Annotated in this window: 17 protein-coding genes; 12 read left to right on the forward strand and 5 right to left on the reverse strand. The window is 59.6% G+C overall.

Annotation, left to right across the window (positions count from 1 at the left end):
- Positions 1–2: 2 nt before the first annotated feature.
- The 5 genes from AC0V6X_RS14355 (at position 3) to AC0V6X_RS14375 (ending at position 4,944) form a co-directional block, all read left to right on the forward strand.
- The gene (locus AC0V6X_RS14355; protein ID WP_486185224.1) at positions 3–1,526 is read left to right on the forward strand and encodes a peptide chain release factor 3; all 1,524 of its coding nucleotides are present in this window, start codon (positions 3–5) and stop codon (positions 1,524–1,526) included.
- A gap of 50 nt (positions 1,527–1,576) precedes the next feature.
- The gene (locus AC0V6X_RS14360) at positions 1,577–2,452 is read left to right on the forward strand and encodes an alpha/beta fold hydrolase (RefSeq protein WP_486185225.1); all 876 of its coding nucleotides are present in this window, start codon (positions 1,577–1,579) and stop codon (positions 2,450–2,452) included.
- A 6-nt stretch (positions 2,453–2,458) separates the two neighbouring features.
- Positions 2,459–3,016 (forward strand): pyridoxamine 5'-phosphate oxidase family protein, encoded by a 558-nt coding sequence (locus tag AC0V6X_RS14365; RefSeq protein ID WP_486185226.1) that lies wholly within the window; start codon positions 2,459–2,461, stop codon positions 3,014–3,016.
- A 233-nt stretch (positions 3,017–3,249) separates the two neighbouring features.
- Entirely contained in the window at positions 3,250–3,588 is a 339-nt protein-coding gene (locus AC0V6X_RS14370; RefSeq protein ID WP_190788754.1) for a P-II family nitrogen regulator, read from the forward strand.
- An 18-nt stretch (positions 3,589–3,606) separates the two neighbouring features.
- Positions 3,607–4,944: an ammonium transporter family protein gene (locus AC0V6X_RS14375; protein ID WP_486185227.1), complete on the forward strand. Its 1,338-nt coding sequence runs from the start codon at positions 3,607–3,609 to the stop codon at positions 4,942–4,944.
- A 416-nt stretch (positions 4,945–5,360) separates the two neighbouring features.
- Here the strand turns inward: AC0V6X_RS14375 and AC0V6X_RS14380 are convergent, their stop codons facing one another.
- The 4 genes from AC0V6X_RS14380 to AC0V6X_RS14395 all read right to left on the reverse strand — a co-directional run bounded on the left by AC0V6X_RS14380 (position 5,361) and on the right by AC0V6X_RS14395 (position 9,323).
- Positions 5,361–6,947 carry a GMC family oxidoreductase gene (locus AC0V6X_RS14380; protein WP_486185228.1) on the reverse strand — a complete coding sequence of 529 codons (1,587 nt, stop codon included), beginning with the start codon at positions 6,945–6,947 and terminating at the stop codon, positions 5,361–5,363.
- A gap of 276 nt (positions 6,948–7,223) precedes the next feature.
- Positions 7,224–8,198, reverse strand: coding sequence for a sterol desaturase family protein (locus AC0V6X_RS14385; RefSeq protein ID WP_486185229.1), 975 nt, complete (start codon positions 8,196–8,198; stop codon positions 7,224–7,226).
- Between the two features lie 277 nt (positions 8,199–8,475).
- Positions 8,476–8,874: a hypothetical protein gene (locus tag AC0V6X_RS14390; protein WP_486185230.1), complete on the reverse strand. Its 399-nt coding sequence runs from the start codon at positions 8,872–8,874 to the stop codon at positions 8,476–8,478.
- A gap of 17 nt (positions 8,875–8,891) precedes the next feature.
- Positions 8,892–9,323 carry a protein tyrosine phosphatase family protein gene (locus tag AC0V6X_RS14395; RefSeq protein WP_486185231.1) on the reverse strand — a complete coding sequence of 144 codons (432 nt, stop codon included), beginning with the start codon at positions 9,321–9,323 and terminating at the stop codon, positions 8,892–8,894.
- A 279-nt stretch (positions 9,324–9,602) separates the two neighbouring features.
- Between AC0V6X_RS14395 and AC0V6X_RS14400 the strand changes: the two genes are divergently transcribed.
- From AC0V6X_RS14400 to AC0V6X_RS14430, 7 genes are all read left to right on the forward strand, one after another.
- A complete protein-coding gene (locus AC0V6X_RS14400) occupies positions 9,603–10,427 on the forward strand; it encodes a cold-shock protein (RefSeq protein ID WP_486185232.1) in 825 nt (274 codons plus the stop codon).
- Between the two features lie 156 nt (positions 10,428–10,583).
- A complete protein-coding gene (locus AC0V6X_RS14405) occupies positions 10,584–11,783 on the forward strand; it encodes an acetylornithine transaminase (RefSeq protein ID WP_486185233.1) in 1,200 nt (399 codons plus the stop codon).
- Complete coding sequence (argF, locus tag AC0V6X_RS14410) at positions 11,783–12,739, forward strand: ornithine carbamoyltransferase (protein ID WP_486185234.1); 957 nt, start codon at positions 11,783–11,785, stop codon at positions 12,737–12,739. Before AC0V6X_RS14405 ends, argF begins: the two co-directional genes overlap by 1 nt.
- A 68-nt stretch (positions 12,740–12,807) precedes the next feature.
- Positions 12,808–13,713: an Hsp33 family molecular chaperone HslO gene (gene hslO / locus AC0V6X_RS14415; RefSeq protein WP_486185235.1), complete on the forward strand. Its 906-nt coding sequence runs from the start codon at positions 12,808–12,810 to the stop codon at positions 13,711–13,713.
- Positions 13,714–13,818: 105 nt separating this feature from the next.
- On the forward strand, positions 13,819–14,232 hold the full coding sequence (locus AC0V6X_RS14420; protein ID WP_486185236.1) for a hypothetical protein: 414 nt from the start codon (positions 13,819–13,821) through the stop codon (positions 14,230–14,232).
- 63 nt (positions 14,233–14,295) lie between these two features.
- Positions 14,296–14,994 carry a 7-cyano-7-deazaguanine synthase QueC gene (gene queC / locus AC0V6X_RS14425; protein WP_486185237.1) on the forward strand — a complete coding sequence of 233 codons (699 nt, stop codon included), beginning with the start codon at positions 14,296–14,298 and terminating at the stop codon, positions 14,992–14,994.
- A gap of 60 nt (positions 14,995–15,054) precedes the next feature.
- Positions 15,055–16,707, forward strand: coding sequence for an MFS transporter (locus AC0V6X_RS14430; RefSeq protein ID WP_486185238.1), 1,653 nt, complete (start codon positions 15,055–15,057; stop codon positions 16,705–16,707).
- Positions 16,708–17,070: 363 nt separating this feature from the next.
- Here AC0V6X_RS14430 and AC0V6X_RS14435 read toward each other — a convergent pair whose 3' ends face one another.
- The gene (locus AC0V6X_RS14435; protein ID WP_486185239.1) at positions 17,071–18,210 is read right to left on the reverse strand and encodes an OmpA family protein; all 1,140 of its coding nucleotides are present in this window, start codon (positions 18,208–18,210) and stop codon (positions 17,071–17,073) included.
- Positions 18,211–18,323: the final 113 nt, after the last annotated feature.

Genomic DNA, 18,323 nt, shown 5'->3' on the forward strand with positions numbered 1-18,323 from the left:
TTATGACCTCAAACAGGCGCACCTTTGCGATCATCTCGCACCCCGATGCGGGTAAGACGACGCTTACCGAGAAGCTGCTGCTGCAAGGCGGCGCGATCCACTTGGCGGGTGAGGTCAAGGCGCGCGGTGATGCGCGGCGCGCGCGTTCGGACTGGATGAAGATCGAGCAGCAACGCGGCATCTCGGTCACCTCGTCTGTGATGACGTTTGAGCGGGAAGGCGTGACCTTCAATCTGCTCGACACGCCGGGGCACGAGGATTTCTCCGAGGACACCTACCGCACGCTGACCGCGGTGGACTCCGCCGTGATGGTGATCGACGCGGCAAAAGGCATCGAGCCGCAGACCCGCAAATTGTTCGAGGTCTGCCGGTTACGCTCGGTCCCAATCATCACCTTCGTCAACAAGGTCGACCGCGAGGGGCGTCCGGTTTTTGAACTGCTCGACGAGATCGCCGACATGCTCGCGCTCGATGTGAGCCCGCAAATGTACCCCGTGGGCATGGGCGGTGAGTTTCAGGGTATCCTCGACTTCGCGAGTGGCGAAGTGGTTGTGCCCGAAGGCCCCTCGCGCGAGTTCAAGGGCAAGCGCGTTGCCGATTTCGACCTGCCCGAAGACATTGCTGAAAATGTCGAGCTTGCTCAGATCGGCTACCCCGAGTTTGACCTCGAAGCCTATCGCAATGGCGATTTGACACCGGTCTTCTTCGGCTCCGCGCTCAAGAATTTCGGCGTTACCGAGCTGATCGAAGCCATCGCGAAATTCGCGCCCCCGCCGCGCCCGCAACCCGCTGGCGAAGAGCAAATCGCGCCTGACCATGGCGAGGTTACCGGCTTCATCTTCAAGGTTCAGGCGAACATGGACCCCAACCACCGCGACCGGATTGCGTTCATGCGGCAGGTCTCGGGCACGTTCAAACGCGGCATGAAGCTGACGCCAAGCGGGCTGGGCAAGCCGATTGCGATCCACTCACCGATCCTGTTCTTCGCGCAGGACCGCGAGATTGCCGACACAGCGGAAGCGGGCGACATTATCGGAATTCCCAACCACGGCACTCTGCGCGTGGGGGATACTCTGTCCGAGAAGGATCAGGTCCGCTTCACCGGCCTGCCCAACTTCGCGCCCGAAATCCTGCGCCGCGTGCAGCTGAAAGACCCGACCAAGACCAAGCAGCTCCGCAAAGCGCTCGACGACCTCTCCGAAGAGGGCGTGATCCAGGTCTTCTACCCAGAGATCGGCGCCCAGCACATTGTCGGCGTGGTCGGCCAGCTGCAATTGGACGTGCTCGTCTCGCGGCTGTCGGCGGAGTATAAGGTCGAGGCGGCTCTGGAAGCCTCTCCCTTCGCCACCGCGCGCTGGATCAAGGGCGATCAAAAGGCTCTGAATGAATTCGAGAGTTTCAACCGCGCGAACCTGGCCAAGGACCGCGACGGCGACCTCGTCTTCATGGCGAAGAGCCCGTGGGACGTGAACTATCAGGTTGAGAAGAACCCCGACCTCACCTTCTCGGCTACGAAGGAGCGCTAGGGGGAAAGGTAGTCTTGCGGCCCGACGCCGTTCGCGGCATGGAACGCCGCATGACTGCTTTTGGCCCCAACTCCCAAACCTTCATCTCGCAGCGCCTGCGCCTCAACTATTTCGATTGGGGTAATGAGGATAAGCCACCACTCGTCCTCGTCCATGGCGGGCGCGATCATGCGAGGAGCTGGGACTGGACGGCTGAGGAGCTGGCGCAGGACTATCACGTCGTCGCGATGGATCACCGTGGGCATGGCGACAGCGATTGGGTGTCGGACGGCAATTACAATTCCAACGACATGGTCTACGACCTCGCGCAGCTAGTGCATCAGCTCGGGCGCGGGCCGGTGACGATCATTTCGCACTCGATGGGCGGCAACGTCGCGCTGCGCTATGCGGGGATGTTCCCCGACATGGTCACCAAGCTGGTCGCGATTGAAGGCCTCGGCCCCAGTCCCGAATGGAAGGCCGAGCAGCGCAAGACGCCTTACCCCGAACGCATGCGCGAATGGATCGAGAAGAAGCGCAAAGCCGCCGGGCGCACGCCGCGCAAATATGAGAGCATCGAGGCGGCGTTTGCGCGGATGATCGAGGAGAACTCCTACCTCACCGAAACCCAAGCGCGCCATCTCACCATCCACGGCGTCAACCGCAACGAAGACGGCAGCTACAGCTGGAAATTCGACCCGCATCTGAATGTCTGGGGTGTCGAGGACGTCGCGGACGCGTTCATCGAGGCCACTTGGGCTGCGATCACCTGCCCTACCTTGCTGCTCTATGGTGCTGATAGCTGGGCCTCTAATCCCGAAAAGGACGGTCGGCTCGAACACTTCAACACCGCGCGCGTGGTTGAGTTTGAAAAGGCGGGCCACTGGCTCCACCACGACCAATTTGCGCGCTTCATGGATACAATCCGGACCTTCCTGAAGGAGTAAGACGACATGGCTGATTTCTTTGACGCGCTTGAGCCAAAGCACATCGCGATGATCGAGAAACAGCCGGTCTTCTTTGTTGCCACCGCCGCCCCGGATGCGCGGATCAATCTCAGCCCCAAGGGGTATGATGCTTTCCGCGTGCTTTCGCCGACACAGGTGGGCTATCTTGATCTGGGCGGTTCGGGGAATGAGACTCACGCGCACCTCGCGGCTGATGGGCGCATCACGATCATGTTTACGAACTTTGATCGCCCCGCGCTGATCCTGCGTATCTATGGCAAGGGTCGGCCCGTCCTGCCGCAGGATGATGAGTGGGAGGCGCTCGCCGCAAATTTCACGATGATGCCCGGCACGCGGCAGATCTTTGTGATCGACATTGAGAGCATCCAGACGAGCTGCGGTTGGGGCGTTCCCTTCATGTCGCTGGAGGGGGAGCGCGAGACGCTCAAGAAAGCGCATCGCCAAAGCGATCCGGCCGAATGGGAGGCCAAAGCGGCCACTCGCACGACCAGCATTGATGGCCTGCCCACCCGGCCCACCGACCGATATATTGCGGGCGAGTGAGTTTGCACCTTAGAAGATAACGCAGATGGCCGCTGTGAAGCGCTAAAACATGCGCTGCTGCTCAAAAAGTAACCAAAAGATTAAAATTTAGGCACGTAGTTTTGTGCATGCACGAAGGAGTCCGGCAGAATCTGACTGATTCCGTTGCGTCACCCTCCACTACGTAGAAATGGCACGCCCCTTGCAGACCGTATGGTCAGTCGGATCCGCCGACAGCAATAGAGGGGGCACGGATGAAGTTCATCATCGCCATCATTAAACCATTTAAGCTCGACGAAGTCCGCGAAGCGCTGGGCGCGATCGGGGTCGCTGGAATGACCGTTTCGGAGGTCAAGGGTTTTGGCCGCCAGAAAGGCCAGACCGAGATTTATCGCGGTGCGGAATATTCCACCAACATGCTTCCCAAAGTGAAGCTTGAAATCGCGGCGAGCGACGACATCGCCGCACAAGTGGTCGAAACCATTCAGCAGACTGCCAACACCGAAGCGATCGGCGACGGCAAGATTTTCGTGCTCGACCTTGCGTCAGCAACCCGCATTCGCACCGGCGAAGCGGGCGAAACTGCACTCTAAATTCGGGGGAACCGGACCATGAAATCACCTCTCCTTAAAGGCGCTGCGCTCATTGCAGGTGCGACGCTGATTGCGCAGCCCGCGATGGCCGCTGTGCCCGATGCGGAGGCTGTCTCTGGCGGCACCGCTTACATTCTCAACACGCTCCTGTTCCTGATCGGCGGCTTCCTCGTGATGTGGATGGCCGCTGGCTTTGCCATGCTTGAAGCAGGGCTGGTGCGGGCGAAGAACACCTCCACCCAGTGTATCAAGAATATCGGCCTCTATTCGATTGCAGGCCTGATGTTCTGGGTGATCGGGTATTCGATTGCCTATCCTGGCTTTGCGGAAGGTTCGCTGGGCCTGTTTGGCGCTTCTGGCTTTTCATATGCCATGCAGGGTGTGGGCGAGGCAGACACCGGCACCGGATACTCCGTGGCGTCGGACTGGTTCTTCCAGATGGTCTTCTGTGCCACCACAGCCTCAATCGTTTCGGGCACCGTGGCAGAGCGCGTGAAGATAGTTCCGTTCTTCATCTTCGTGACTGTTCTGACCGGCATCATCTATCCGGTGGTTGTCAGCTGGGAGTGGGGCGGCGGCTACCTCGATACCGTCCACGACTTCAGCGACTTCGCCGGTTCGACTCTGGTCCACTCGACCGGTGGTTGGGCAGCCCTGATGGGTGCTCTCATTATCGGAGCGCGCATTGGTCGCTATGGTCCCGACGGCAAGGTCAACGTCTTCCCCGGCGCCAACATTCCGCTGGCTACGCTGGGTACCTTCATCCTGTGGCTCGGTTGGTTCGGCTTTAACGGCGCATCGCAGCTTGCCATGGGCAGCGTTGGGGATGTGTCCGACGTGTCGAAGATCTTCGTCAACACCAACATGGCAGCAGCTGGCGGTGTGGTCGTTGCGATCATCCTGACGCAGGTCATGTACAAGAAGGCTGATGTCACCATGGCGCTGAACGGCGCGTTGGCAGGTCTTGTCTCGATCACGGCAGAACCACTTGCGCCTACCGTTGGCCAGTCGATCCTGATCGGCGGCATTGGCGGCGTGATCGTTGTCCTGACCGTTCCACTGCTCGACAAGTTCAAGATCGACGATGTCGTCGGCGCTATCCCCGTTCACCTGTTTGCAGGTATCTGGGGCACGCTGATCGTTGCTTGGACTGCTGCACCTGATGCTGGTGTGACCTTCATGGGCCAGCTCGTGGGCGTCCTGCTCACCGCAGCCTGGGTCAGCGCAGCATCGGCAGTCGTCTGGCTCGCTCTCAAATACACCATCGGTGTCCGTCCGTCCGAAGAGGACGAGGTGGGTGGTCTCGACCACGCTGAGATCGGCGTCGAAGCCTATCCCGAATTCGCTCGAACCTAAGAGCGCACACAGTTTGGCGGGGCGAGGTCTCTCTCTTCTCTCTCCCTTCGTCCCGCCAAAAGACGTTCCTCCTGCGAACAAACAACTGATGAAGGCCGGGGCCATCGTGCTCCGGCCTCTTTTTTTGTGTTCGCCCATCCGGGCGAACTCCTCGGTGCTGATCCTCCTACGCTACGCTTCGTCGGGCACCTACGGCTCGCGCGCGTGCGCTCGCGATCCGCTGGTCGCGGACCGAGCCAGCTCTAATCATCGATGAAGGCCAAAGATGGTTGGTGCTACTCCGCCGCGTAATCGCGGAGCACGGACCCGATAGGGTCCGCAAGGGCGACCGCCCGCCCGCAGCGGGTCCGTAGCGCAAGCGAAGGACGTCTAGCGAGGACGCACCCACGGATGTGGGTGCGCAAAACAAACAAAACTCACTCAGCTTCCTTCACGAAATCCGCGCACCTTTCACCGATCATAATGCTCGGCGCGTTGGTGTTGCCGCTGATGAGTTTGGGCATGATGCTCGCGTCCGCAATCCACAGCCCCTCGACGCCGCGTGCCTTGAGGGTTGGATCGACTACGCTGTCCTCATCCGCTCCCATGCGGCAGGTGCCGACCGGGTGATAGACCGTGTCCGCGCGATTGCGGATCAGCTCGTTCAATGCGCCATCATCGTCCAAGTCGATCGGATAGCGATCGGTCGGCCCATAGGCTTGCAAGGCGGGCGCATTCGCAATCCGGTGCGACAGGCGCACGCCGCCGCGCAAGACGGCCAAATCACGCTCATCGTCGAGGAAGTTGGGATCGATCACCGGAGCCGCCGCAGCATCTCCCGAGCCCAGCCGGACGGTGCCATGGCTTTCAGGCCGCAAGACACAGGCGTGGAGCGAGAAGCCATGCGCTTTGATCTTCTCGCGGCCATGGTCTTCGAGCACGGCGGGGACAAAGTGCCATTGCACATCGGCTGCCGGAGCATCGTCGCTCACCTTCCAGAAGCCACCGGCCTCGGCGTAGCAGGTCGTCATCGCTCCGCTACGCTGGCGGCGGTGTTCGAAGATCGCGCCCGCCATTTTGAGCGTGCCTTTAAGCGTGCCCCCAAGCGGAACGTCGCTCTGCGTTTCCCAGGCCGAGACATAGTCGATATGGTCTTGCAGGTTCGATCCCACCGCCGGCTTGTCGATCACGACGTCGATGCCGTGCTCTTTCAAATGCGCCGCAGGACCAATGCCCGATAGCATCATGATTTGCGGAGAGTTGAACGCGCCCGCGCTCAGGATCACGCCTTTGCGGGCATAGATCATTTCCGAGCGTTTGCGCCCGACCCGGATGCGCACGCCGGTCACGCGGCCCCCTTCGATCACCAGCTTCTCAACCAAAGTGTTGGTGCGGATCGCGAAATTGCCTTGCCCCCGGATCGGCTCGACATAGCCGCGCGCAGCCGACCAGCGTTCGCCATCGCGCTGGGTCACTTGGTAGAGGCCAAAGCCGTCCTGGCTCTCGCCATTGAAGTCGGGGTTGGAGCGCAATTGCAGCTGCTCGGCCGCTTCGACAAAGGAGTGGCTGACAGGGTTGGGGGAGCGCTGGTCAGAGACAAACAAAGGCCCGCCCGCGCCGTGATATTCGTCCGCGCCGCGCTCGTTGGCCTCGGCCTTGCGGAAATAGGGGAGGACATCGTCATAGGACCAGCCGGTGCAGCCCAGTGCTGCCCAATTGTCGTAGTCCCACTTGTTGCCGCGAATATAGACCATCGCGTTGATGGCAGAGGAGCCGCCCAGCCCCTTGCCGCGCGGTTGGTATCCGATCCGGCCATTCAGCCCCTTTTGCGGGACCGTGTCGTATTTGTAGTTAGAGGAATTGCGGATGAAGGGCATGAAGCCCGGCGTCTTGATCAGCACATTGTCATTGCGACCGCCCGCTTCCAGCAGACATACGCGCCGGGTCCCATCGACCGCCAGACGCCCCGCAACTGCACTCCCCCCGCTGCCACCGCCAATGACGATGTAGTCGTAACTTTCCATGATCTCTCCTCTTGGGAGAGACTAGGGCTTAGCCCCATAACCCGCAATGGCCGAGATCGCACAGGTAGGTCCGCTGGCAAGGAACGTAGCGCAGCCGCGTAGCCAATCTACGCGCAAGCAAGCGACGCAGCCCATCGGACCTACCTGTGCGACCGCGAAGCGGCGGGCGCCTTTTGGCCAGCAAGCTGCGTTGCTCGTCAGTCACTATGCGAGGGCATAGCTCTCTCCTCGCTCCTAGTTGCAGGCCAAAATCCGCTCCGTCGCGGTCGTTGCGGGTTATGGGGCTAAGCCCTCAGCAGCTTCGCCGGTCCCTGCAATCGGGTTTCGACTGGCAACTGGTTTTTCCCCTTTTGTGAGTTTGGCATTGCGAGCCAGCCAGCGCGCGCGGATGGTGTCGGAGGTTTCGCGGCTGCCATCGTGGGTCCAGCCCGGTTCGCGCAGGAGGTAGGACAGCTTGTGCTTCCAGGGGCTGCGCCAAATGTCGGTGATCATCCCGATCCACTCATGGAACACGGACCACAGCAGGTTGAAGCTGCCGAGTTGCTTGATGATGCCATAGCGGATCTTCTCATCATCCCGCTCAGCCTCGAACGTGCCGAACATCTTGTCCCAGATAATGAAGACGCCGGCATAATTGCGGTCGAGATAGCGCGGATTGGTTGCGTGATGGACGCGGTGGTGGCTCGGCGTGTTCATCACCGATTCGAACCAGCGCGGCATGCGATCAATCGCCTCGGTATGGATCCAGAACTGGTAGATCAGATTGAAACCCCCGCAGATCGCGATCATCGCCGGATGAAATCCCAGCAGCACCAGCGGGACCGCAAACAGCAGGCCAAAAGTGAACGAGCCAGTCCAGCTCTGCCGCAAGGCGGTCGAGAGATTGTAATGCTGGGAGGAGTGGTGGTTCACATGCGCCGCCCACATCCAGCGGATGCGGTGGCCTGCACGGTGAACCCAATAATATTTGAGATCGTCGAGCACGAAGCAGAGCGGCCACGCCCACCACACAGCCCACCATTGCGCTCCGAAATCGAACAGGCGGTAGTCATAGGCAGAGATGAAGACATAGGCCGCAAACCCACCAAACAGCGCGCCCGCAATGGTCGAACCCAGCCCGAAAGTGAGGCTCACCAAAGTGTCCATCGGTTCATAGGCTTCAGGCCGTTTAAAGCGCGCCCAGATCATCTCTGCCAGCACGGCGACCACGAATAGCGGCACGGCATATTGGGTGGGGGAGAATTCGGGCATGGGGTTAGGTCGCGTGGACAGATCCACTATGGCCACGGTTTGAGCCAAAATTTGTTGTCACAAGGCGCGAATGCGACGGAAGTGCAGCGCATTTTCTAGCATGAGCAACGCTGTGAGAGCGAATTTTGGCCGAACCCCAAAGGGGCAAGTCAAGAAACCGCCAGCTCAGCGTTCTTCGTCCTCGAATATGCTTAGGCATGTCCTTCGTCCTCACTCCTCGAACTGGCGGTTTCTTGACTTGCCGTGACCATAGTGGATCTGTCCACGCGACCTAGGCTTATAACCGATTGATCGCATCGACCCAAAATCCGGGGTCCTCGATCGACAGACGCACTTCGCCAAACCGGGCCTCTCCAGGGTCGACGACGATCCCGTCCACTTCCTCGCGCACGGTGGCTGAGGAGGTGAGGATGCGACCGGGGAACTGATTGCCATGGCGCTTGATCACCATGATCCGCCCGGAGGCATCCGCGGCCAGAGCGGCGTCCCCACTGCGCGACACTGATGTGCGGGCGACGATGAAGCCGTCCTCCACTTGGCCAGCGATGGCGTTCACCTGCTCAGCCTCTGTGATTTGCGGTTTGCCACCAAGCTTGAGCGCGCGGGCGAGCCAGAAGAGCGCAAGAATTGCGATGAGCGAGATGCCGGATTGCAAGATCAGCGGGGGGATTTCCAAGTGGGCTGGCAGGCCGCTCAGCGAGCGGCGAGCATATCCATCATTGGGCGGATCGGGCTCACATCATAGCCCGCTGCCATCGCCGCCCCCGTTATGGCGTCGGCGTCTACCCCCGCCTTGGCCTGAGCCAGCGCCCATAGAAAGGTCGAGCGTGTGCCGGAGCGACAATAGGCCAGCACCTTGCCATCGGTCTGTTCCAATGCCTCCACCAGCGCATCAACCTGCGGCTCGCTGAAACCGGAATGCCCGATGGGAATCGCGAGATAGTTCAGCCCGGCAGCCTTGGCCGCTGCTTCAATAACGTCACCTTGCGGCGCAGAGGGCTCTTCGCCATCGGGTCGGTTGTTGACGATCAACGAAACACCAAGCTCCTTGGCGCTTTCAATATCCGCCAGAGTGATCTGCGGGCTGGCGAGAACAGTCTCAGACAGAGTGCGAAAGTCGGGCATGGGTCGGGCCTTTTGCAGGAGTTTTGCTTCGATCCGACATGGCGCGCCGATGCGGGCCGGGCAATCGAAAATGTCACAATTGCCTGCAATCAGAGGCTTGCGGGTTAAAATGTTCGCCTCACGTGGGTTTGTGCGCTATGTTCCCGTCGAAAGAGTGATTGCGTTCGGAGTTGACCGAAGTTGGATTCGATTGGGCAATCACTTGCGACTGATGCGGATAGTTGCCCCCGCCATCAGCGTATTGGAGGTGGGGCGGCATGGTAAGGTACGACGCAAGTTATGGGTTACGATAGGGGTCGGCGGCGCGGACGGGACAAACGCGACGGTTTCGGCGAAGACAGTTTCGATCCATTCGGTGGTGGCGGAGAAGGATTCTCGCCCCCGAGTGATTATGGAAATAATCGTGGCGGTGGTGATCGCTACGGCGGCGGTGGCGGCGGTGATCGCTATGGCGGCGGAGGCGGTGGAGACCGCTTTGGCGGCGGTGGTGATCGCGGCGGCCCTGGCGGCGGAGGCGGCTTTGGCGGTCCTCGCGGCGGCGGCGGCGGTCGTGGTGGCCCCGGTGGCGGCGGCGGTGATCGCGGCGGCGGTGGCGGTGGCGGTTTCAACCGCATGCCAGCTCAAGTCGTTGGCACCGGCAAAGGCACAGTAAAATTCTTCAACGGCCAAAAAGGTTTTGGCTTCATCCAGCAAGAATCAGGCGGCGAAGATGTCTTCGTCCATATCAGCGCGGTTGAACGCGCTGGGCTTGAAGGTCTGGCTGAAGGGCAAGAGCTTGAATTCAACCTGGTTGACCGCGGTGGCAAGGTTTCCGCGCAAGACCTTCAGGTTGTGGGCGACGTGATCGAAGTCCAGCAAGCTGGCCCGCCCAAGCGTGAGCTGACGGGTGAAAAAGCGACCGGAACGGTCAAGTTCTTCAACTCGATGAAGGGTTTTGGCTTCCTCGTGCGCGATGACGGCCAGCCGGATGCTTTCGTGCATATCAGCGCGGTTGAACGTTCAGGCCTGACCGAGATCAACGAAGGCGAACGCTTTGAGTTCGACCTCGAAGTGGATCGACGAGGCAAACACTCAGCAGTCAATCTCGTGCCAGTTCAGGGCTAACCCTTGGCATCTCTTGGCTGCTTTACCTTCGAAGTGAGCGGCCTTGTATCGAGATAGTGTCTCAAGTTAGATGGCGGCTCTTCCAAGGGCCGCCATTTGCTTTTGGCATTTGCATTCGGGGCCCTCGACCAAGCTTTTCATTGCAGGAATTTCTCTATGTCGATTTCACCGCTTATGCCCGTCTATCCGCGTTGCGGCGTGCGGCCCGTCAAGGGCGAGCATTGCCACCTGATTGACGAGGACGGCACGCGCTATCTCGATTTTGCGAGCGGGATTGCGGTCAATCTGCTTGGCCATTCGCATCCCGGCCTGATCGAGGCGATCAAGGCGCAGGCGGAGACGCTGATGCATGTCTCCAACCTCTATGGCAGTCCGCAGGGGGAGAAATTCGCGCAGCAACTCGTCGACAACACCTTTGCTGACACCGTCTTCTTCACCAATTCAGGCGCTGAGGCGGTTGAGGGCGCGATCAAGGCGGCGCGCGCATACCATCAGAATGCGGGGGACGAAGGTGACAAGGAACGCTTTGAGCTAATCACCTTCTCCAACGCCTTCCACGGCCGGACGATGGCGACAATCAGCGCGTCAAACCAGACCAAGATGCACCACGGCTTCTCGCCGCTGCTCGAAGGTTTCAAATATGCTGAGTTTGATGATCTGGAAGCGGCCAAAGCGCTAATGGGGCCGCACACGGCGGGCTTCCTCGTTGAGCCAATTCAGGGCGAGGGCGGGATTCGCCCGGCCTCCGATGGCTTCATGAAGGGCCTGCGCGAACTCGCCGACGAGCATGATCTGATGCTGGTTCTGGATGAAGTGCAATGCGGCGTTGCGCGGACCGGCAAGTTCTACGCGCATGAGCATTACGGGATCGAGCCGGACATCCTCGCCACGGCCAAAGGGCTGGGCGGCGGTTTCCCGATCGGTGCAGTTCTCGCCACCGAGAAAGCAGCGCGCGGGATGACTTTCGGCACCCACGGATCCACCTATGGCGGCAATCCGCTCGGCATGGCGGCGGGATCGGCTGTGATGGAGGCGGTCGCCAACGAAGCGTTCCTCGCCGAAGTAACCGAGAAGGGCGAACGCATCCGTTCGCGCCTTGAACAGTTCATCGGCAATTACCCTGAGCTTTTCGAGCTCGTCCGTGGCAAAGGCCTGATGCTGGGGATCAAGATGAAGGTCGAAAGCCGGCCCTTCTTCGTCCACCTGCGCGACAATCACCAATTGCTCACCGTGGCAGCGGGCGACCAAACCTTGCGGGTCATTCCTCCGCTGGTGATCGGCGATGCTGAGATCGATGAGTTTTTCGACAAGCTCTCCGCAGGCGCGGCCAGCTATTCGGTCGAAGAGACGGCGTGATGGCGCACACTTCGGGGCTGCCAGCCGGACAGCAACACTTCCTCGATCTGGGGGATGCAGGCGCTGATGCCATTGCTGCGATGATCGCGGATGCGCTGGATCGCAAGGCTGCGCGCGCAGATTGGCCTAAAGGCAAAGCGGATGCCGACGCGCCGCTCGCTGGGCGCGTTTTGGCTCTGGTGTTTGAGAAGAACTCGACCCGCACGCGCGTTAGCTTCGACATCGCGATGCGCCAATTGGGCGGGACGGTGCTGATTCTGGAGGCGGGTTCAAGCCAGCTGGGTCGGGGGGAGACGATCGCGGACACTGCGCGCGTGCTCAGCCGGATGGTGGATGCGATCATGCTTCGCACCGATGACCATGCCAAGATCGAGGAAATGGCGCGCCACGCCTCCGTGCCCGTCATCAACGGCCTGACCGACCGCTCGCATCCGTGCCAGATCGTCGCCGATCTTCTCACAATGATCGAGCATAAGAAGCCGCTGCCAGGCCTTGAGGTCGCCTGGTTCGGCGATGGCAACAATGTGCTGCACTCGATCCTCGAAGCGGCGGGACTGATGAAGTTCAACGTCCGCATTGCGGTGCCGGCTGGCTATGAGCCGGAGGCTGAATTCATCGAGATGGCGCAGGCCGGCGGTGCACAGGTCACTCTGACGCATGATGCACAAGCGGCCGCGACAGGCGCTGATGTGCTGGTGACTGATACCTGGATTTCGATGGGGCAGGCCGATGCGGCTGAGAAAGTGGCGGCGATGCAGCCGTTTCAGGTCAATTCAGCGCTGATGGCACAGGCAAAGCCCGACGCAATCTTCCTCCACTGCTTGCCAGCTCATGTGGGAGATGAAGTGTCGCAGGACGTTTTCGAAGGCCCGCAATCGGTGGTCTTTGATGAGGCTGAGAACCGCATTCATGCCCAGAAGTCGGTACTTTTGTGGAGTTTCGGCCTGCTCGGCTGATCCTCTCAAACGCGGCTTCTGTCGTTCAGGGCTTTCAGCTGGGCATATGACGCCCCATATTGCCCCTGATGGAACTGCAAAAAGAGACCTTTGCCGACAAATTGCTCGGCTTCACGCTTCCCGACCGCAATGCGCGGGCGCGGGTGGTGCGGCTTGACCGCGTGCTGGATGAGGTGCTGGCCGCCCATGACTACCCTGCACCGGTGACGCATCTGCTTAGCGAAGCCTTGGTTCTGGGCGCGCTGATGGGCGGACTGCTCAAGAGCGATGGAGAGGATGCTCAGCTTACTCTGCAAGCGCAGACGCCGACGGGCGTCGTCTCGCTGCTGGTAGCGGATTATCGCGGCGGGGAGATGCGCGGCTACGCCGACTTCGATGCTGAGCGGCTGGCACAACTGGGCGCCAATCCGCCGCTTTCGGCTTTGTTTGGGGAGGGGTATCTCGCGGTCACATTCGAGACCGGAAAGGGCCAGCGCTATCAAGGGATTGTGCCGCTAGAGGGCGACAATCTGGCGCAGGCATGCGAGACCTATTTCTCACAGTCGGAGCAGATTCCGACAATGATCCGCATCGCGAGCCGCGCAGGCGGAGCGGGCAGCGATGGCCACGTGGCAGCAGGGCTGCTGATCCAGCATCTGGCAGATGGAGAGGAGGGGCGCGAGCGCTTGCATGTGCGGATGGATCATCCGGACTGGGAGCATGTCGCAACGCTCGCCAGCACCATCAGCCACGATGAGCTGATCGATCCTGCTCTCTCGCTAGAGGGGATCGCTTGGCGGTTGTTCCACGAAGAAGAGGCCATTCGCATTCAACCGGGCGCTGATCTGTCGCGCGGATGCCGGTGCAGTGCTGCCTATTACGAGACAGTAATTGCTCGTTTTCCTGAGAGTGAACGTCAGGGAATGCGCAATGATGATGGCGCGATTGTGGTCGACTGCGCATTCTGTGCGCGAGCATTTGAGCTGCAACTTTAACGGTTTGTCGCTGTTCAGCAACGGCTCATCGCGGGTTGACTAGTTTCGCCAAGGTATTTTCACGTCGACGTGGGCAATTGTAGGAAGAAAGGTGAGGTAAAGCCGATGGCAAAGACAGCGCTGATATCGCCGATTGGCATTGCTGCAGCTGTCGGCATGATCGCGCTTGGCCTTGCTCTACCAGCCGCAGCGCAGACAGAGGGCTTGGCTATGCTCAGCAGCCTGGCCAAGGGTGAGTGGACTATCAAGCATCGCGATGGCTCGCCAGATCGCAAGGTGTGTGTCCGCACCGGACGCGAACTGATCCAGCTGCGTCATGCACAAACTGACTGCAATCGCTATGTTGTTGAAGATGGCGCGACTAAGGTCACTGTTCAGTACACTTGCCCAGGGGACGGATATGGCCGGACCAACATCCGCAAGGAAACCAGTGGCCTCGTGCAGATCGAGAGCCAAGGCATTGCGTCGGGGCTGCCATTCGAGTTCGCAGCGGAGGCTCGCCGAACGGGCGGTTGCTGACCCGCGAGACATTCAACCCTTGTGACGATTGCCAAAGTGCGGTTTCGCGCTAAGTCGTTTGCCATGGTCAACACCGATTCACACCCGAAGCAGATAAAGGCAGTCGTCCTGCTTTCAGGCGGGCTCGATTCGATGGTTTCGGCTGCGCGCGCCAAGGAAAAAGGCTTTGAGGTGCATGCGTTGACTGTTGACTATGGTCAACGTCACCGGCGGGAATTGACGTCAGCCAAGGCAATTGCAGATGAGTTGGGGCTGGCTAGCCACACCCAGATCGCTCTTGATCTGCGGGCATTCGGCGGCTCGGCACTTACGGATGCGATTGAAGTTCCAAAGACCGGCGTTGGGTCCGATATCCCTGTGACCTACGTTCCGGCGCGCAATCTGATCTTCCTAGCCCTTACAACGGCCTGTGCAGAGGCTGCCGGCGCGCATGATGTATTCATTGGAGTGAATGCGCTCGACTATTCCGGCTACCCTGATTGCCGCCCAGAGTTCATCGAGAGCTTTGCCGAAACGGCTAGGCTTGGAACCAAAGCAGGGGTGGAAGGAACGCCATTCACAATCCATGCGCCGCTTCAGCACATGACCAAAGCTGACATAGCGCGAGAGTGCGCGCGATTGCAGCTGGACCCTGCTTGGAGCTGGTCTTGCTACGATCCGACCGATGAAGGATTGGCGTGTGGGCAATGCGACTCTTGTCGGCTTCGCAAAAAGGGTTTTGCGGAAGCGGGAATAGACGATAGCACACCCTATGCAGCGTGATGCTCTTGGCCGATTAACGGTTGGCGAGCATTCTAAAGTTGCGATTTGGGAGAGATTTCGTTGAGCGAAGATGTTGCTGCCCAGCCGGAGACGGCTGATCAGGCCTCCGACAAAGTGCCCGCCTACAGCTGGTATGCACTTGGCGTCCTAGTCCTAGTCTATGTCCTGAACTTTATTGATCGCCAGATTCTTTCGATTCTAGCGAACGATATCAAGGCGGATCTCGGTGTGGATGACGCCTATCTCGGGTTCCTCTACGGTACTGCCTTTGCGATCTTCTATGCGTTGTTCGGCATTCCCTTGGGAAAACTGGCGGATAGCTGGAAGCGGGTGCGGCTGATGACTCTTGGCCTTAGCCTTTGGTCTGCAATGACTGCGGTTTCTGGTTTTGCCCGCGATGCCGGTACGTTAACGGTGGCTCGTATTGGTGTCGGAGTTGGTGAAGCAACCGCTAGCCCGTCAGCGTATTCGCTAATCTCCGACTGGTTTCCGGCAAGGCTACGGGCAACGGCTCTCGCGATCTACAGCTCAGGCTTGTACATTGGCGGAGGCATATCGCTGGCCATCGGCGGCGTTATCGTAGACAATTGGAACAAGGCATTCCCAGACGGTGGTCCCCTAGGACTTGCGGGCTGGCAGGCAGCCTTTATCGCGGTCGGCCTTCCTGGGCTGCTTCTGGCAATATGGGTCTTCACTTTGCGTGAGCCGGTTCGCGGCGCAATCGATGGCCTCACCACTCCCGAGGACCCGCACCCTTTCCGCGGATTCGTGCAGGAGCTTTACACGGTTATTCCCGGCTTCACCTTCTTCGGAGCCGCTGCACGAGGCGCCGGAGCGCTCGTAATCAATATTGCCGTGTTTTTTCTCACTTTGATCTTGGCACACTTTATCACCCTTGGCCTCGAGTCCGGTGAAGGGGTGATCGTCGCGTCGCTCGGTCGATTGCTAGGGGTGGACCTGCCAATCATTACCGATCAGTGGTTCCTGCTCGCGATTGGCTATTACGCCGTCTTCTGCTGGGCGAGTGCGCTGAGGTCGCGCGACTATCCTACCTTCATGTTGACTTGGGGGTCGCCAGCTTTCCTGTGCACGATCCTCGGATACGGTACAGTGGCTTTCATGGCTTATTCTGCTTCCTACTGGGGAGCGCCGTATGCAGAGCGTGTTTTCGACGTCTCAAAAGGAGAGCTTGGCTTTTACCTCGGAGGAGGCGGCGCAATGGGTGGCTTCTTGGGAGTGATCCTTGGTGGGCGCATGGCTGATGCGTTGCTCACTCGATATGAGTCCGGAAGGGTCTGGGTCGTGCTGTTCGGATTGCTCAGCCCGATCCCATTCGCAGTCGTTCAATATACGACCGAGAGCTATTGGCTCTTCATATTTCTCAATATTATCGTAGGTGCCTTGGCGGCCTCCGCATTGGGAGCTGCAGCTGCAAGCAGCCAGGCACTGGTGCTGCCGCGGATGCGTGGCACTGCTACGGCGACTTTCTTCCTCGCAACGACATTGGTCGGTCTTGCGCTGGGCCCGTACACTGCCGGATACGTTTCAGCCCAAAACAACGGCGATCTTAGCGCGGGAGTGCTGTCCACGCTCTGGATCACGCCGATTGGGTTGATGCTCCTGATCGCTGCCATCAAGCTGGTGCCAAAGGCCAACGCCTCTGTGCTAGAACGCGCGCAGGCGGCGGGTGAGCCACGAGCGACGGCGGAGTAGTGATCCCCCAAATCGTGTTGAGCTGGGCAAACGGAAGAGCTGGTTGACTGGGGTTTGGCTCTTTCAACAACGCTGATGAAGCAGCATGCACACCTACGTTAGAGGCTGGGTCTCGTTGGGGAGAGAGACTATAGTGTTGGGGCTCTGCGTCCCTGACGGCTGTGAGCGGCTGTGTGCGTGCGTTCGACAGGTATCCAAAAGAACATGGATTGGGTTTGATGCAGCCGATGCTTTCAAACGCGGTGCGTAGGCTGGTGAGCTATGCGATTGTCTAGCCCTGTCTTTGGCAGTCAAAACCAGCGAGACAACAAAAAAGGGGCCGGATTGCTTCGGCCCCTTTTTGAATTTGGTTGAAGGCTAACCTTACATGCCCGAACCCGGACCGTAGGTTACTTCAACGCGACGGTTCTGCAGTTCGCGAACACCATCAGCGGTAGGAACACGCGGCTGTGATTCGCCAAATGCTTCGCTGCTGATGCGGCTTGCTGGAATGCCGCGACCGGTCAGGTAAGCCTGAACCGATTCGTTACGACGTTCTGCAAGGCCCATGTTGTAGGTCACGCTGCCTGAGCGGTCGGTATGACCCGCAAGCATGACTGCAGCAGTACCACAGTTCGCATATGCCGTAACCGCATTGTCCAGGATCGTCGCCGCGTCTGCAGTGATGGCCGACTGATCGAATTCAAAGAAGACGATGTAAGGGCCAGTGTTGCACGGTGGAGGCGGCGGCGGTGGAGGCGGCGGTGGTGGCGGAGGAGGTGGAGGCGGAGGCGGAGGCGGCGGTGGCGGAGGAGGCGGAGGCGGAGGAGCCTCACCACCAAAGTTGTAGGTAAACGTACCCAGCAACGAGTGCGAGTTCACATCGCCTTCCAGCGGCCGACCCAGTGGATCAATGATGCTGACTGACTCAGCGTTGAAGTAGCGATACTTCAGGCCAACGTCCCAGCTGTCGCTGATCGGAGCGCGGACGCCTGCGAGCAGCTGCCATGCGAGACCGGTGTCTGAATCGTTCCAAACACCCGGACCGTTAGCGTTCACGCGACCGTCAAGATCAACACGAGCAACACCGATACCAGCACCGGCGAAACCTTGGAGACCGTCATCCGGACCAAAGTCAAAAAGTCCGTTAAGCATGAAGCTGAGAGTGTCTACGCTACCAGCAGCTTCGCGGGTATCGTTGAAGGTGTTGAAACCACCCGTTCCAAGTGGGTTGAGTGCCAGCCCTTGAGTGCCAGCCGCCACTTCATCGAGGTCAGCTTCTTTGTAAGCTGCTTCTGCTTCGAGGCGGAAAGCACCGAAGTCATAGCCGACAATGCCGCCAAAATCGGCACCAGTGTCATGATCTGCGACGGCATCACCAGGTGTGCCGTTCACATCGAGGGTGACGTCTTCGACAAGCATCACACCGGCATCACCCTGGATGTACCATTGGCCTTCGCGGGCCATGGCGGGCGCGGTGAGTGCGGTCGAAGCCATCGCCAATCCGATGACGAGATTACGCATTCTGAAATTCCCCTTCATTATTGGTCTGAGGCGCTATGTCTCTCTATCTTCTCCACAGTTGAGTATCAAGCAATCAATAGCGCTCAACTGTTGCAAGAATGCCGCGATTGAGC

It is taken from the genome of Erythrobacter sp. S267, from assembly GCF_057365045.1.